At 71.5% G+C, this 15,322-nt stretch carries 14 protein-coding genes; 5 read left to right on the forward strand and 9 right to left on the reverse strand.

Features of this window, described 5'->3' with window-relative positions; genetic code table 11:
* Nucleotides 1–2: 2 nt before the first annotated feature.
* A complete protein-coding gene (locus ABS735_RS31900) occupies nucleotides 3–1,157 on the reverse strand; it encodes a cystathionine gamma-synthase (RefSeq protein WP_373902734.1) in 1,155 nt (384 codons plus the stop codon).
* Nucleotides 1,158–1,253: 96 nt separating this feature from the next.
* Between ABS735_RS31900 and ABS735_RS31905 the strand changes: the two genes are divergently transcribed.
* A complete protein-coding gene (locus tag ABS735_RS31905) occupies nucleotides 1,254–2,372 on the forward strand; it encodes a hypothetical protein (protein WP_373902735.1) in 1,119 nt (372 codons plus the stop codon).
* Between the two features lie 60 nt (nucleotides 2,373–2,432).
* Here ABS735_RS31905 and msrA read toward each other — a convergent pair whose 3' ends face one another.
* The gene (msrA, locus tag ABS735_RS31910) at nucleotides 2,433–2,945 is read right to left on the reverse strand and encodes a peptide-methionine (S)-S-oxide reductase MsrA (RefSeq protein WP_373902736.1); all 513 of its coding nucleotides are present in this window, start codon (nucleotides 2,943–2,945) and stop codon (nucleotides 2,433–2,435) included.
* A gap of 189 nt (nucleotides 2,946–3,134) precedes the next feature.
* On the opposite strand from msrA, the gene ABS735_RS31915 reads away from it, so the two are divergent.
* Entirely contained in the window at nucleotides 3,135–3,728 is a 594-nt protein-coding gene (locus ABS735_RS31915) for a DUF4291 domain-containing protein (protein ID WP_373902737.1), read from the forward strand.
* Between the two features lie 136 nt (nucleotides 3,729–3,864).
* Here ABS735_RS31915 and ABS735_RS31920 read toward each other — a convergent pair whose 3' ends face one another.
* Complete coding sequence (locus ABS735_RS31920) at nucleotides 3,865–5,679, reverse strand: restriction endonuclease (protein WP_373902738.1); 1,815 nt, start codon at nucleotides 5,677–5,679, stop codon at nucleotides 3,865–3,867.
* Between the two features lie 118 nt (nucleotides 5,680–5,797).
* Nucleotides 5,798–6,394, reverse strand: a complete 597-nt coding sequence (locus tag ABS735_RS31925; RefSeq protein WP_373902739.1) for a TetR/AcrR family transcriptional regulator — start codon at nucleotides 6,392–6,394, stop codon at nucleotides 5,798–5,800.
* A gap of 167 nt (nucleotides 6,395–6,561) precedes the next feature.
* On the opposite strand from ABS735_RS31925, the gene ABS735_RS31930 reads away from it, so the two are divergent.
* Nucleotides 6,562–7,596, forward strand: a complete 1,035-nt coding sequence (locus tag ABS735_RS31930) for an aldo/keto reductase (protein WP_373902740.1) — start codon at nucleotides 6,562–6,564, stop codon at nucleotides 7,594–7,596.
* Between the two features lie 194 nt (nucleotides 7,597–7,790).
* Here the strand turns inward: ABS735_RS31930 and ABS735_RS31935 are convergent, their stop codons facing one another.
* Nucleotides 7,791–8,579 carry an SDR family oxidoreductase gene (locus ABS735_RS31935; protein WP_373902741.1) on the reverse strand — a complete coding sequence of 263 codons (789 nt, stop codon included), beginning with the start codon at nucleotides 8,577–8,579 and terminating at the stop codon, nucleotides 7,791–7,793.
* Between the two features lie 163 nt (nucleotides 8,580–8,742).
* Nucleotides 8,743–9,783, reverse strand: a complete 1,041-nt coding sequence (locus ABS735_RS31940; protein WP_373902742.1) for an NAD(P)-dependent alcohol dehydrogenase — start codon at nucleotides 9,781–9,783, stop codon at nucleotides 8,743–8,745.
* Nucleotides 9,784–9,950: 167 nt separating this feature from the next.
* Here ABS735_RS31940 and ABS735_RS31945 point away from each other — a divergent pair, with 167 nt between their 5' ends.
* Entirely contained in the window at nucleotides 9,951–10,829 is an 879-nt protein-coding gene (locus tag ABS735_RS31945) for a helix-turn-helix domain-containing protein (protein ID WP_373902743.1), read from the forward strand.
* Nucleotides 10,830–11,475: 646 nt separating this feature from the next.
* On the opposite strand, the gene ABS735_RS31950 is transcribed toward ABS735_RS31945, so the two are convergent.
* Nucleotides 11,476–12,078, reverse strand: a complete 603-nt coding sequence (locus ABS735_RS31950) for a TetR family transcriptional regulator C-terminal domain-containing protein (protein WP_373902744.1) — start codon at nucleotides 12,076–12,078, stop codon at nucleotides 11,476–11,478.
* 103 nt (nucleotides 12,079–12,181) lie between these two features.
* Here ABS735_RS31950 and ABS735_RS31955 point away from each other — a divergent pair, with 103 nt between their 5' ends.
* Complete coding sequence (locus ABS735_RS31955; RefSeq protein WP_373902745.1) at nucleotides 12,182–12,964, forward strand: MBL fold metallo-hydrolase; 783 nt, start codon at nucleotides 12,182–12,184, stop codon at nucleotides 12,962–12,964.
* Between the two features lie 48 nt (nucleotides 12,965–13,012).
* On the opposite strand, the gene ABS735_RS31960 is transcribed toward ABS735_RS31955, so the two are convergent.
* Nucleotides 13,013–13,696: an ABC transporter ATP-binding protein gene (locus ABS735_RS31960; protein ID WP_373902746.1), complete on the reverse strand. Its 684-nt coding sequence runs from the start codon at nucleotides 13,694–13,696 to the stop codon at nucleotides 13,013–13,015.
* Nucleotides 13,697–13,740: 44 nt separating this feature from the next.
* Complete coding sequence (locus tag ABS735_RS31965; RefSeq protein ID WP_373902747.1) at nucleotides 13,741–15,231, reverse strand: ABC transporter permease; 1,491 nt, start codon at nucleotides 15,229–15,231, stop codon at nucleotides 13,741–13,743.
* Between the last annotated feature and the right edge of the window lie 91 nt (nucleotides 15,232–15,322).

Below are 15,322 nucleotides of genomic sequence, written 5' to 3' on the forward strand. Positions count from 1 at the left end.
TTCTAGCCGAGCGCCTGCTGGAGGTCGGCCAGCAGGTCGTCGGCGTTCTCGATGCCGACCGAGAGGCGCACCAGGTCGGCGGGCACCTCCAGGGCCGAGCCCGCCGCTGAGGCGTGCGTCATCCGGCCCGGGTGCTCGATCAGCGACTCGACGCCGCCCAGGGACTCGCCGAGCGTGAAGACCTTCGCGCGGTCGCACGCCTCGACGGCCGCCTGCTCGCCGCCCTCGACGCGGAAGGACACCATGCCGCCGAACGCCTTCATCTGCTTGGCGGCGACCTCGTGCCCCGGGTGCTCGGGCAGCCCCGGGTACAGCACGCTCGTCACGCGCGCGTGCCGGGAGAGCATCTCGGCGACCTTGGTCGCGTTCTCGCTGTGCCGGTCCATGCGCACCGCGAGGGTCTTCGTGCCGCGCAGTACCAGCCAGGAGTCGAAGGGCCCGGCGACCGCGCCCATCGCGTTCTGGTGGAACGCCAGCTCCTCGCCCAGCTCCTGGTCGTCGACGATCAGCGCGCCGCCCACGACGTCCGAGTGCCCGCCCATGTACTTCGTCAGCGAGTGCACGACGACATCGGCGCCGAGCGCCAGCGGCTGCTGGAGGTACGGAGTGGCGAAGGTGTTGTCGACGACGAGCCGGACGCCGGCGTCCCGGGCGACCTGGGCCACCTGGGCGATGTCGGTGATGCCGAGCAGCGGGTTGGAGGGCGTCTCCACCCACACCGCCTTGGTCTTCGGGGTGAGGGCGGCCCGCACGGCGGCGGCGTCGCTCGTGTCGGCCACCGACCACTCCACGCCCCACCGGGTGGCGACCTTGGCGAAGAGGCGGAAGGTGCCGCCGTACGCGTCGTTCGGGATCACCACGTGGTCGCCGGGGCGCAGCAGCGTACGCAACAGGCAGTCCTCCGCCGCCAGTCCGGACGCGAACGCGAGGCCGCGGCGGCCGCCCTCCAGGGCGGCGAGGTTCTCCTCCAGGGCCGTGCGGGTCGGGTTCGCGCTGCGGCTGTACTCGTAGCCGCCGCGCAACCCGCCGACGCCGTCCTGCTTGTAGGTCGACACCTGATAGATCGGCGGGACGACCGCGCCCGTCAGGGGATCGGCGGTGTTGCCCGCGTGAATCGCGAGCGTCTCGAAGTGCTGACTGATGTGCCTGTCGCTCATGGGCACCGAGGGTAGCCGTGCGGAACGCCTCGCGCGTTTTCCACAGGGCGCGGGACAGGTTGGCCAATTGTCGGCGGCGTCTGGTTCGCTTGAGACATGGAGATTCTCTGGGTCCTGATGGCACTGGTCATGCTCGGCTTCGTGCTGCTCCAAATCTCGCGGCGCCGGCGCGGTGCGGTCGGTCTGGTCGAGCCCGGCCACCCGGACGCCGCCGACCCCGCGAACTACGGCTTCGCCCGTGAGGAGGAGCTGGACATCCGCATGCCGGGCCCCGACCAGGACCTGCTGGACGTCCTGGACCTGGTGCAGCGCACCCAGGACTACCGGGGGGCGCAGCAGCTCCTCGCCGGCACGGAGGCGGAGGGCGAGCGGCGCTGGCAGCGCGTCCAGGCCTTCGCGGGCGCCGCGTCGCTGGAGCTGCGGCAGCGGCCCGGCGGCGTCGGGGAGACGCCGGGCGGGCAGTGGCTGCGGGTGTGGCGGGCCGAGGCGCCCAAGGACGCGGGCGGCGCGGCGGTGCACGCCGAGTTCCTGGTGCAGCAGGCGTGGCGGACGTCGACGCCGGGCTCGGACGACTTCCGGATCATCATGGAGGAGGCGAAGGCGGCCTGCGGCGAGGCGGCCCTTCTCGCGCCCGGGGACCCGATCCCGTACATCGTGGAGCTGTCGGTGGCCCGCGGCCTCGGTTACCCGCGCGAGGAGTTCGAGCAGCTCTGGCTGAAGATCCTGGACCGCGCGCCCCACCACATGGGCGCGCACCTGGCCGCCCTGCAGTACTGGTGCGAGAAGTGGCACGGCTCTCGCGAGCTGGCGTACTCCTTCGCCGAGGCGGCGGCCGCCCGCGCCCCGCGGGGTTCCCTGTTGCCCGCGATGCCGCTCTTCGCGGTCTTCGAGCATCTGCCCGAGGTCAACCTGGTCAGCGGCTTCTACCGGAGCGAGGTCGTCACCAAGGCCGTCCACGGCGCGCTGCACGCGGTCCACTCGGTCGGCCCGGACGATCCGATGCAGGCGCACGTCCGGCACCTTCTGGTCTTCTTCCTGGTCCGCGGCGAGCGCTGGGCCGAGGCCATGAACCAGCTGATGGTCATAGACGGCCACGTCGGCGCGCTGCCCTGGACCCTGTCGACCGACCCTGCGGCGGAGTTCGCGGTCTACCGCGCGCTCGCGGTGGCGGGGTACGAGGCGAACGGCGGGAGCCCGGCGACGCTGCCGCACTGAGCGCCCACGTGCGGACGGTCCGGCCGTCATCCGGCCGGACCGTCGCTCAACCCTCGGTGCTCAGCCCTCGGTACGGGCGGGCAGCCGCCATCCCGGGCGCGGGAAGTGGCACGTGTACCCGTCCGGGTATCGCTGCAGGTAGTCCTGGTGCTCGGGCTCGGCCTCCCAGAAGGGGCCGACCGGCTCCACCTCGGTGACGACCTTGCCGGGCCACAGTCCGGAGGCGTCCACGTCGGCGATCGTGTCCTCGGCGATCCGCTTCTGCTCGTCGTCCACGTAGTAGATCGCCGAGCGGTAGCTGAGGCCGATGTCGTTGCCCTGGCGGTTCTCGGTGCTCGGGTCGTGGATCTGGAAGAAGAACTCCAGGATCGCGCGGTAGTCGGTCGCCTCGGGGTCGAAGAGGATCTCGATGGCCTCCGCGTGTGTGCCGTGGTTGCGGTACGTCGCGTTCGGCACGTCACCCCCGGTGTAACCGACCCGGGTCGCGGTCACGCCCGGGAGCCGACGGATCAGCTCCTCCATCCCCCAGAAGCATCCGCCCGCCAGCACGGCCCTCTGCGTCTGCGCAGCCATCGCGGCCCTCCAAAAGTCTCTCGGCTCGGTCCTCTGGGCCACTCGGCCCGCACGTCACCGGCCTCCATGCCCACCTTGCGTGCAACGCACGGGACCCCCCAACGATTCCATGCCACCGCACGGGCCCTGCCGCGTTCCCCGGCAAAAACCGGTGGCCGGACCGTGGCGTCCGGCCCCACGCTGGACGCCATGCAGCAGCACCAGCACGAGGTCCGGGCGGCCCACACGGCGTCCACGGTCACCGTCTACCAGGCGTACTCCCCGGAGATCGGCCTCCCCGCCGTCCGCGAGGGACGTTTTCCCGCCGCCTGGAAGCGGGACAGGATGACGTGGATCAAGCCGTCGTTCCTGTGGATGATGTACCGCTGCGGATGGGCCACCAAGGCCGACCAGGAGACCGTCCTGGCCGTGGAGATCAGCCGCGAGGGCTTCGAGTGGGCCCTGCGTGACGCGTGCCTGTCGAGCTACAAGCCCGGCGTGCACCCCGACCGGGCGACCTGGCAGCGCGAGTTGAAGCGCTCGCCCACCCGCGTCCAATGGGACCCCGAACGCGACCTGCGCCTCCAGCCCCTGCCGTACCGCTCCCTGCAACTCGGCCTCTCCGGCGAGGCCGCACGCCGGTACGCCGACGAGTGGACGGTGTCCATCCTCGACGTGACCCCACTCGCCCATGAGATCCACGCGCTCGTACGCGACGGCGATCTCGACTCGGCGCGGGGCCTGCTGCCCCGGGAGCAGCCGTACCCCGCGGCGGAAGACCTGCTGAGGCACCTGCGCCCGTGAGCGGTGGTGCGAACTGCGTGCGGCGTCGGCGTCGGCGTCGGCGTCGGCGTCGGCGTCGGCGTCGGCGTAAAGGAAGTGATCCGTCGACCGGGCTCCCGGCCGGGGCGGCGAGCGGCGACCTGTCGTTGCGGACCCGTCAGTCCACCTCGATGCCGAAGTCGCGTACCAGCTCCTCCAGGCCGCCCGCGTAGCCCCTGCCGCCCAGGACGAAGTCCCAGTCACCGTTGGCTCTGCGGCGGAAGGAGCCGAGGACCAGGGCGGTCTCGTCCGGGCGGCCGTCGGAGACTTCGAGTTGGCCCAGTTCCGTCAGGGCCGGGTCGAGCAGGCGGATGCGCGCGTCCGTGAATCCGGACAGATCCGCGTCCGGGTCGGCCTCCGGGTCGACGGCGGCCACCAGCACGAGACGGTCGGCGTCGTCCGGCAGGGTGTCGAACGAGGCGCAGATCGCCGCCTTGTCGGGTGCGGTGGCGGGCAGCGTCCGTACGGAGCCGTCCGGGGTCTGCGGATTGTTGTAGAAGACGAAGTGGTCGTCGGTCAGGATTCGGTTGCCGCGGCACACCAGGGCGCACACGTCCAGGGCGACGCTTCCGGTCCAGGACATGCCGAGGATGTTGTACTCGTCGGGCAGCGACGGTTCCGGGGCGGGCGGGAGCGGCGGCGTCGAGTCCCGGCGGCCGCCGTCGCCCAGTCGGCCGCGCAGGCCGTGGCGGCGCAGGAGGTCGACGAGTTCGGTTCCCGAGATCAGCTCCAGCGGCTTGCCGTTGGCAAAGGTGTGGGAGCCGGGTCCGAACCCGGACGTGGTGACGAGGACACCCTTGTTCGCCCCGGCGTCCTGCACGGTCCCGTACAGGTCGCGGACGGCGGTGGGGGGCACCGTGTTGCGGTACCGCTTCACCTGGACGACGATCTGTCCGCCCCGGATCGGCGTCGGGTCCAGCGCGTGGACGTCCACACCGCCGTCGTTGGAGCGCTGGGTGGTGACCGCCCGCATCCCCATGGCCTCGAACAGCTCGGCCACGAGGCCCTCGAAGGCGATCGGGTCCATCTCGTACAGATCGGGTTCCTCCTCGCCGCCGTGGGTGGCGACGCGATGGCCGACCTCCTCGGGCCGTCGACCCGGCCTGACCGCGACGAGTTGGTCCGGGCGGGCCGACAGCTGCCCGCGCAGCGCGTCGGCCAGGCAGCTTTCCGCGTCCACCTGGGCCAGATGCAGTTCGCGGAACGAGGAGCGCTCGGCCATGACAGTGGCCAGGAAGATGTGGTCCGGCCGGCCCGTCGTGGGGTCGTGTCCGTCGACGAACCCGTTCAGGGCCACCGACTCCAGCGCACCGGACTCGTCGGCGGCGAAGAGTTCGTGCAGCGCGAGCAGCATGCACTGCGCGAGGACGTCCTTGTAGAGAGCCCTGCGCTGTCCCACCGGGCGGGGAGTCTCCTTGTACTGGTCGGCCGCGTACATGTACCGGACGTACTTGGACTGCGGGACGACGTCGCGTGCGGGCAGCTCCCAGTCCAGCACCAGTTGGCGGGCTGCCGGGTCGTAGGCCATCGCGACCTGGCGCGGGAAGCCCTCGGGCCATGCCGTCGAGGTGTAGAGAGCCGCGGAGAAGTACTCGACCACGGCATCGGGTTCCCGGCGCCCGACGCCTTCGGTCACCGCGGTCAAGGACGGGACCTCTTCGGCGCGCATGAGGGTGGAGGGACGGAAGGCCGGAGCCCGGCATCCGGAGGCCAGCAGCCCCTGGAGCGCCGCGACCTGCGCGTCCAGTTCCTCCGTGCGGCGGATCGCCTCCGCCTGCTTGTACTCGCGGAGGCTCTGGGCGGCTCGCCGCTCGTAGGCCAGCGCCTGCCGGGCCTCCTGTACGCGCTGCCGTGCCTCGGCTTCCAGCCGGCGCTGCCGCTGCCGCTGCATCTCGGCCCAGGCCCCGACGTCCCCCGTGGTGCGACGACTCATGGGTTGTCAGCCCTCCCCCCAGCCACTGGTTGTCCCCACAACCAGTTGTAGCGGGTCGACTTTATCCAGCAATCGCCGTCGCGCACATCCACTCGCCGCCTCTCGCGGACAGGTGGGATCAGCCCGCCCCACGCAACCCCGCGATCAGGATCCGCACCAGCTGCCGCGCGTCGTAGCGCGGGTCGGGGGTTTCCGCGCCGATGCAGAGGTTGCCGACACCGCGCATGAGGGCGACGGCCTCGATGTCCGTGTCGATTTCGCCGGAGGCGGTCGCGGCGGCGAGGAGGTCGGTGCAGACGGGGACGAGGCGGTCGAGGAAGTACGCGTGGAGGGTCTCGAAGCCGGCGTTGTCGGACTGGAGGACCGCGGCGAGGCCGTGCTTGGTGACCAGGAAGTCGACGAACCGGTCGATCCAGGTCGCGAGCGCGGCGTACGGGGTGGGGCTGCTCGCCAGCAGGGCGGGGCCGGCCTCGGCGCAGGCCTCCACCTGGTGCCGGTAGACGCCGATGATGAGGTCCGCCCGGGTCGGGAAGTGGCGGTAGATCGTGGCCGTCCCGACGCCGGCCTCGGCCGCGATGTCGCGCACGGGGGCCTCCACGCCCGACCTGACGAACACCGCGGCGGCCGCGTCGAGCAGGGTCTTCTCGTTGCGCCGGGCGTCCGCGCGTTTGGGGCGGGTCACCGCCTGCCCGGTCGCAGCCTCGCCGTCCTTCACCGTGCTGTTCCTTTCGCCGTCGCCGAGCGCGGTTGATAAACGGGACACTGTTCCGTATCGTTGGGCAAGTAAACGGGACATGGTTCCGCTTGGCCTTCCATGATGCCAGAGCGTCGAGCCGTCACCAAGTCATGCCCCGACCCACACGCAGCAGTGGAGAACACGTCATGCAGTACCGCACCTTGGGCCGCACCGGTGTGCAGGTCAGCTCGCTCGCGCTCGGCGCCATGAACTTCGGCAGCATCGGGCGCACCAGCCAGGACGATGCCACCGCCATCGTCGACGCCGCCCTCGAGGCCGGGATCAACCTCATCGACACCGCCGACTGGTACAGCGGCGGCGAGTCGGAGGAGATGGTCGGCAAGGCGATCGCCGGACGCCGCGACGACATCGTGCTGGCCACGAAGGCGAACATGCCGATGAGCGACGAGCCCAACCACCAGGGCTCCTCGCGCCGCTGGCTGGTCACCGAGCTGGACAACAGCCTGCGCCGCCTCGGGGTCGACCACGTCGACCTCTACCAGATCCACCGGTGGGACCCGAACACGAGCGACGAGGAGACGCTGTCCGCGCTGACCGATCTGCAGCGCACCGGGAAGATCCGGTACTTCGGTTCCTCGACCTTCCCCGCCCACCGCATCGTCGAGGCCCAGTGGGCCGCCCGCGAGCACCGGCTGAGCAGGTACGTCACCGAGCAGCCCAGCTACTCCATCCTCCAGCGCGGGATCGAGAGCCACGTGCTGCCCGTGACCGAGCGGTACGGGCTCGGCGTGCTGGTGTGGAGCCCGCTGGCCTCGGGATGGCTGTCGGGCGCGGTACGCGCGGGGCAGGAGATCGCCACGCACCGGTCCGTGATCCTGCCCGAGCGCTTCGACACCGCGCTGCCCGCCAACCTGGCCCGGCTCGACGCCGTCGAGAAGCTGGCCGCGGTCGCCGACGAGGCCGGGCTCACCCTGATCCAGCTCGCGCTCGGCTTCGTGACCGCGCACCCCGCCGTGACCGGCGCGCTCATCGGGCCCCGCACCTTGGACCACCTGCACTCCCAGCTCGCCGCCTCGGACACCGTGCTCTCCGACGACGTCCTCGACGCCATCGACGCCATCGTCGCTCCCGGGACGGACCTGGCCGCGCACGAGAAGTTCGACACCACACCCGCGCTGCTCGACCCGTCGCTGCGACGCCGCCGCCCGGCGGTCCGCTGAGCGGTCAGCGCACCCGCCGGAATGCGGCGGGCACGCCGTGTGCCGCGTTCAGCATCTCGCCGGGCACTGCCGCAGGAACGGTACTTCTGCGACCTTTACGGAGGAGGGGGACAAGGTTTTCCTTCACTTTGCCGTAGTTGTCATGCGCATACTCTTTACCTGCGCAGGCTTTCGGCCAGAAAGGCCGGGAGAACTCATGCGGTCACCCTCTCCGCCAGGAATTCGGCCCACGTCACCTTGCCGACCAGCGCGTCTTCCAGGGTGAGGTTCTCGCCGCAACGGTACGCGCGACCCGCTTTCCCGGGAATGCGCACCGGCAGCTTCGGGCGCCGGTGCCCGCCGCGCAGGTCGAGGTAGGAACGGGCCAGCGTGGCCAGATCGAGGACCTCGGGGCCGGTCATGTCGGGCACCCGGCCGGACGGCTCGGCGAGGGTCAGTTCGGCCAGGCGTGCGGCGACCTCGCGGGCGGCGACCGGTTGCAGACGCAGCCCGCCCGGCACCGGGAGGACCGGCAGCCGGGTCATCTTCTCGATCATCGTCAGGGTCAGCTCGTGGAACTGGGCCGCCCGCAGCACCGTCCAGCCGATGCCCGAGTCGGCGATCGCCCGCTCCGACTCCAGCTTGGTGCGCAGCCAGGCCAGCGGGACGCGGTCGGCGCCCACGACCGAGATGTACGCGAGGTGCCGTACGTCCGCGCAGGCGGCGGCGCGCACCAGGGTGCGGGTCGCCTCGTCGTCGCCCTTGGGGCCGCCCGCCAGGTGCAGGACGGTGTGCACGCCGTCGACGGCGGCCTCGACGCCCTCGCCGGTGCGGAGGTCGCCGGTGACGTACGCGATGCCGGCGGCGGTGGCGGGGCGGGTCTGCCGGGTGAGGACACGGACCTCGTGGCCGGCCGCCTGCAGCAGCGGGACGACATGGCCGCCGAGGGTGCCGGTGCCGCCGGTGACCAGGAGGGGCGTGGTGGAGGTCGAGGGGTACGTCATGGCTGCTGCTCCCGGGGTCTGTGGCGTCCGGGGAGCGGGGTGGGAACCGATAGGGGCCCGCCCCGCCCGGACGTCCGCCGTGTGTGTCGTGGCGGTATGACCCGGGGCGGGGCGGCTGTGTGACAGGGCGGAGGGAAGAATCCGAAAAAAGCTTCCCCGGGGGTCAGATCGTCGCGGTGTCGATCACGAAGCGGTAGCGCACGTCGCTGGCCAGGACGCGCTCGTAGGCCTCGTTGACCTCGGACGCGGCGATCAGCTCGATCTCGGCACCGATGCCGTGCTCCGCGCAGAAGTCCAGCATCTCCTGGGTCTCGGCGATGCCGCCGATCATGGACCCGGAGAGGGACTTGCCGCCGCCGAGCAGCGCGAACAGGTTGAGGGAGACCGGCTCCTCGGGGGCGCCGACGTTGGCCAGGGTGCCTTCCGTCTTCAGCAGCCCGAGGTAGGCGCCGAGGTCGAGCGGGGCCGAGACCGTGGAGACGATCAGGTCGAAGCTGCCGGCCAGCTCCTCGAAGGTGGCCGGGTCGCTGGTGGCGTAGTAGTGGTCGGCGCCCAGCTTCAGACCGTCGTCCTTCTTGCGCAGGGACTGCGACAGCACGGTCACCTCGGCACCCAGGGCGTGCGCGAGCTTGACGGCCATGTGGCCGAGGCCGCCCAGGCCGACGACGGCGACCTTCTTGCCGGGACCCGCGTTCCAGCGCCTGAGCGGGGAGTACGTGGTGATGCCGGCGCACAGCAGGGGCGCGGCCTCGTCCAGGGAGATGCCCTCGGGGATGCCGAGGACGAAGTTCTCGTCGACGACGACCTTCTGCGAGTAGCCGCCGCAGGTGACCTCGCCGTCCTTGCCGATGCCGTTGTACGTCATCACGTTGCCGTTGGTGCAGTACTGCTCCCGGCCGGCCTTGCAGTTCTCGCACTCGCGGCAGGAGTCGACCATGCAGCCGACGCCCACCCGGTCGCCGACGGCGAACTTGGTGACGCCGGGGCCGACCTCGGAAACGATGCCCGCGATCTCGTGGCCGGGGACCATCGGGAAGATCGCCTCGCCCCAGCCCTCCTGGACCTGGTGGATGTCGGAGTGGCAGATGCCGGCGAACTTGATGTCGATCAGAACGTCGTGTTCCCGCACCTCGCGCCGCTCGATGGTGGTGCGCTCCAGCGGCGCCTTGGCGGCGGGTGCTGCGTACGCGGCGACAGTGGTCATGCCGGGTTCTCCGGGATTCTCTTGGCGTGACTGGGTGATGCCTCCACCCTGCCTGCGCCCTGGGGATCCACCCAGACCACGCTTTTGCGTACGTCCAGCGTGCGTACCACTGACGGGGACAGGCTCCTGTGCGTACGACCGGGAATACGTCCGGCGATACTGGAACCATGGATGGACAGCTTGACCGGCGGGCCGAACTGAGCGAGTTCCTGCGCACCCGGCGGGCCCGGCTCAAGCCGGAGGACGTGGGGCTGGAGTCGTTCGGGCGGCAGCGCAGGGTGCCGGGGCTGCGGCGCGAGGAGCTGGCGCAGCTGGCCGGGGTGTCGGTGGCGTACTACACCCGTCTCGAGCAGGGCAACGGGCAGAACGTGTCGGCGGAGGTCCTGGACGCGATCGCCCGGGCGCTGCGGCTGACCGACGCCGAGCAGGCCCACCTGACGCACCTGGCGAAGCCGAAGCAGCAGCGCCGGCGGGCGTCGGCGGGCCGGACCCAGCAGCGTCCGGTGCGGGTGGCGCTGCTGCAGCTCCTCGAGTCGATCGACACGGTGCCGGCGTACGTGACCGGCCGCCGCTCGGAGATCCTCGCCTGGAACCGGATGGCCGCGGCCCTCTTCGGCGACTGGGGCAAGCTGCCGGCCGCCGAGCGGAACTGGGCGCGGCTGGTCTTCCTCAACCCGGACTACCGCGAGCTGTTCGTCGACTGGGACCAGAAGGCGTACGACATGGTCAGCTTCCTGCGCATGGACGCGGGCCGGCATCCGGACGACCCGCGTCTGTCGGCGCTGGTGGGCGAGCTGTCGGTGAAGAGCGAGGAGTTCCGCCGCCTGTGGGCCACGCACGACGTCAAGGAGAAGAGCTACGGCGTCAAGCGGATGCGGCACCCGCTGGTCGGTGACCTGACCCTGTCCTTCGAGACGTTCCGCCTGGTCGACGACGACGAGCAGGCCTTCATCACGCACCACGCCGAGCCCGGCTCCCCGTCGGCGGAGGCGCTGCGGCTCCTGGCCAGCTGGGGGACGGACGCGGTGGCTTCACTGCCGTCGTGAGGCCGGTCGGGGGTGGGTGCCCTTCCGGAAAAGCGCGAACAAGCGGGGGGAAGTGTCATCGGGACGCTCGAATGAGCGGTGTGAGGACAAATTCGCCGGGATGTTCACGCTTTTTGGCGGCACCTATGCCCTGAAGGCGCCCCGACCCAGCGCAGCGACAAAGGGCGCCCAGGCGGGTTTGAAGCAACCCCCTCGCCCTGCACGGCATCGCCCTCCCCTCCCTCGGCCTGGACCTGCCGACGTTCGCCGGGACGTACCCCCGCTCGCCGGCCTCGTCTCGCTCGGGAACCGCAACGCCGCCAGCGCCCGTGCGCTCACCGCGGTCCTGCGCACGGCGGCGCCATGACGAACGTCATCCACCACTTGGGCGAGGCACCCCCGCGACCGTCCGCGTCGTCGTACTGCCCACCGGCCACACCCGCGTGGAGGTCACCGCCCCGACCCACGCGCCCTGCCCCTCGCCCGGCCTGCCCGCGTCACCGACGAGTGCGGGCGCGGCCTCGCCCTCCTCGACGCGCCGGCGCTGCGGTGGGGCGTGGAGCAGTGCGCGGAGCGCAAGACGGTCTGGTGCGAAGTCGCCGGAGAGCCGCCACTCGGCGACGTTCGGGAACCCGCCGTCCCGGCGGTCCGGAGCGGTCGGTGAGGGTCAGGACTGGTCCAGGGCCCGTTCGATCGCGCGGCGGGCCCGGTCCGCGGCCGTCCGGTCGTGCTGGAGCTGCATGGCCGCGTTCAACGCCAGTCCGGCCGCGACGATCTCGAACAACGCCTGGTCGACGTCGAACCCGGCGGGCAGCTCGCCGTTGTCCACCGCCGCGGTCAGGTCCGCCCGGAGCTGTTCCCGCCAGCGCGACCACACCTCGGCCACGGCGTCGCGGACCCGGCCGGGGCGGCCGTCGTACTCGGAGAGGGCCGCGGTCATCAGGCAGCCGCCGGGCAGCAGTGGCTCTTCGAGGTAGCCCACGGAGTTGGCGCACACCGCGCGCAGCCGCCGCAGACCCGGCGGCTCGGCCAGGACCGGCTCGACCACCCGGTGCCAGAAGTCCACGAACGCCTTGTCCAGGGTGGAGATCTGCAGCGTCTCCTTGGTGCCGAAGTGCTTGTGCACCCCGGACTTGCTCATCTCCAGCTCTTCGGCGAGCCGGCCGATGGTGATGCCGTCCAGCCCTTCCTCGGAGGCGATCTCGGCGGCACGGCCGAGGATCCGGCCCCTGGTGGCCTGCGCTTCGGCCGCTGAGCGTCGTGGTGACATGCGACCAAGGATAGCGTACGCTCGTTCGATATTGGTTTAGCGAACGCGCGTACGCTAACGTTCGGATCTCCACCGGGACGAATCCGGAACGAAGGAGTGCGAGATGCGGGTACGACGACTGGGCTGGGCCGGACTCGAGGTCGAGGCGGGCGGCGAGCGCATGGTGATCGACTACGTGCGGGACCTCTCACCGCTGTTCACGGGGTGGAAGCCCGGCGTGGGGCTGGCGACGCCGAGCGGGAGGGCCTGCGCCGCACTCGTCACCCACCTGCACCGGGACCACACCGACGCGTCCGCGCTCGCACAGGCGCTGACGCCGGGAGCGCCGGTGCTGCGACCGGCGCCCGGTCACGGCGACGACGTGGACAACGTGACGACGCTGCCGGCCGAGCGGGAGCTGGTCCGGCACCGGCTGGCCGTGGAGGTCGTGGACGTCTGGTCCACGCGCGACGTGGGGCCGTTCCGCGTCACCGCGGTCCCCGCCGTCGACGGGCTGGGCGACCCGCAGGTGAACTGGGTGGTGCAGGCCGACGGACAGCGGATCTTCCACGGCGGCGACACGATGTTCCACGGCTACTGGTGGCTCGTCGCGCGCCGGTTCAGCCCGTTCGACGCGGTCTTCCTGCCCGCCAACGGCGCGGTGGTCGACGCACCGCACCTGCGGCCGCCGAGCCCGCTGCCCGCCGCGCTTGATCCGCGGCAGGCCGCCGCGGCCGCGGAGATCCTCGACGCCCGGTACGCGGTGCCGATCCACTACGAGCCGGAGCAGCCGGACAAGATCGCGGGCTACGTCGAGGTCTCCGACCCGGCGGCCGAGTTCCGCACGCACGCCGGGCGGCGCGCACACGTCCTGGCCGTCGGGGAATGGCTGGACCTGGCCTCATGACCGGAGGCCGCCCGCCCCGAGCACGGGCGGCCCGCCGGACGCGCGGTGTCAGGCCGACGCGTTCTCCTTCACGGTGATGCGGCCCTGGCGGATGGTGGCCACGCGGGGGGCCTTCTTCGCGATCGCCGAGTCGTGGGTGACCATGACGAAGGTGAGGCCCAGCTCCTTCCACATGCGGTCGAGTACGTCCATGATCTCGTCGCGGGTCGACTCGTCGAGGTTTCCGGTGGGTTCGTCGGCGAGGAGCACCTTCGGCTGCTTCACCAGGGCGCGGGCGATGGCGACGCGCTGCTGCTGGCCGCCGGACATCTCGCCGGGGAGGTGACCGAGGCGTTCGCCGAGGCCGACGGAGGCGAGCGCCTCGGCGGCCTTCTCGCGCCGGTCCTTCGCCCGGACGCCGAGCGGGACCAGGGCGGTCTCGACGTTCTCCTGGGCGGTCAGGGTCGGGATCAGGTTGAAGGACTGGAAGACGAAGCCGATGCTCTCGCTGCGCACCCGGGTCAGCCTGGCCTCGGGGAGCTTGGCGAGATCGGTGCCGTCGAGGACGACCTCGCCGGAGCTGGGCCGGTCGAGGCCGCCCAGCATCTGGAGCAGGGTGGACTTGCCGCCGCCGGTGGGGCCCTGGATGACGAGGCGGTCTCCGTCGGCGATGGTCAGGTCGACGCCGTCGAGGGCGTGCACGGTGGCCTTGCCACGGGTGTAGCGCTTGGTGACGCCGCTGAGTTCGTACATGGTGCGACTCCTGGGGAAACGAACGTGAGGGAGCGGGGCGGCGGTTACTCGACGCGGCGCAGGGCGTCCGCCGGACGCAGCCGCGAGGCGCGCCAGCCGCCGAAGCCGCCGGCGACGAGCCCGCCGGCCACGGCGAGGGCGACCGCGAGGGCGATGGTGGTGAGGCTGACGGGTGCGGTCAGCGCGATGTCCAGGGTCTTGGCTGCGGCCTGTCTGCCGGGGCCGCCCGTGCCGCCGCCGCCGAAACCGCCGGGGCCGCCCGCGCCCCCGCCACCGCCCGTGCCGCTGCCCAGTTGGGCCTGCAGCGTCGGGCTGACGGCGGTGACGGCGTACGCGCCCGCGAGCCCCAGGGCGATGCCGAGCGCGCCGCCGACCAGGCCGTTGACGACGGCCTCGCCGATCACCTGCCGGGTGACCCGGCCCGAGCGCCAGCCGAGCGCCTTGAGCGTGCCGAACTCGCGCACCCGGCGGGAGACGGCGGAGGAGGTGAGCAGGCCGGCGACCAGGAAGGCCGCCGCCAGGACGACGATGGACAGCCACTTGCCGACACCGGTGGCGAGCGAGGAGGCGGTGGACAGGGAGCCGGAGACGGTGTCGGCGAGGTCGGCGGAGGTGGTGACCGTCGTACCCGAGATGTTCTTCTGGATCGCGGACTTGACGCCGTCGATCCGCTGCGAGTCGGTCGCCTTGACGTAGATCGTGGTGACCTTGTCCTTCGCGTCACCCAGCGTCTGGGCCTGCTTCAGCGGCACGTAGAGGTTGGCCGCCGCGTCGCCGCTGTCGGCCGTGGCGATGCCGACGATCTCGAACTTCGTGTCCTTGACGGTGACGGTGCTGCCGGTCTTGAGCTTCTTCTCCTTGGCGTACGCCGAGTCCGCGACGGCGACCTTGGCGTCGGTCTCCGACTCCTTGAAGGTGCGGCCGCTGGTGATGGTGGACGTGGTGAGCGGGCCGAGGGCAGGCTCGGTGACGTCGGTGCCGTAGACGGAGTAGCTGTTGACGTCGAAGTCGGCGCCGCCGCCCTGGACACGGCCCTGCGGGGACTGCTCGCCCCCCGGTCCGCCGCCCTGGCCCTGGCCCTGTGCCGTGCCGCCGCCGGAGGCGTCCTGCTTGAACTGACCGCGGGAGAACTCGCCGCTGACCTTGACGACTTGAAGGCTCAGGCCGCCCACCGCGTCGGCGACACCGCTCTGGCCGGCGACCTTTCCGACGGTGGAACTCGCCAGCGTCTGGAAGCCCTGCACCATGACGCGGTCGGTGCTCTGCTCCTCCTCGGATCCGTCGTCCTGCGCGTCGAAGCGGAAGCGCGGCCGTTCGGCGGTGCTGCCGGAGGAGGCCTCGGCTGCCTTGGTGACCGTCATGTCCGTGCCCAGCCCGTACAGGGACTGCAGGACCTTGTCCTGGGCCCGGCCCATGCCGGAGGAGACGGAGTCGACGACGATGACCAGCGCTATGCCCAGCGCCAGACCGGAGGCGACGACGAGGGCCGCCTTTCTGCGTCGGCGCAGCTCGCGCCTCAGATAGGTGAAGAACATGGCCGCAAAGTAGGGACGGCCCGTGATGAAGGGATAAGCCCCGCGTAAGAGAAGGATGAGAAGCCGGAAAAGGCGCGGGCGCCCGCCACTC

This window comes from Streptomyces sp. MMCC 100 (assembly GCF_041538145.2).
Classification (GTDB): Bacteria; Actinomycetota; Actinomycetes; order Streptomycetales; family Streptomycetaceae; genus Streptomyces.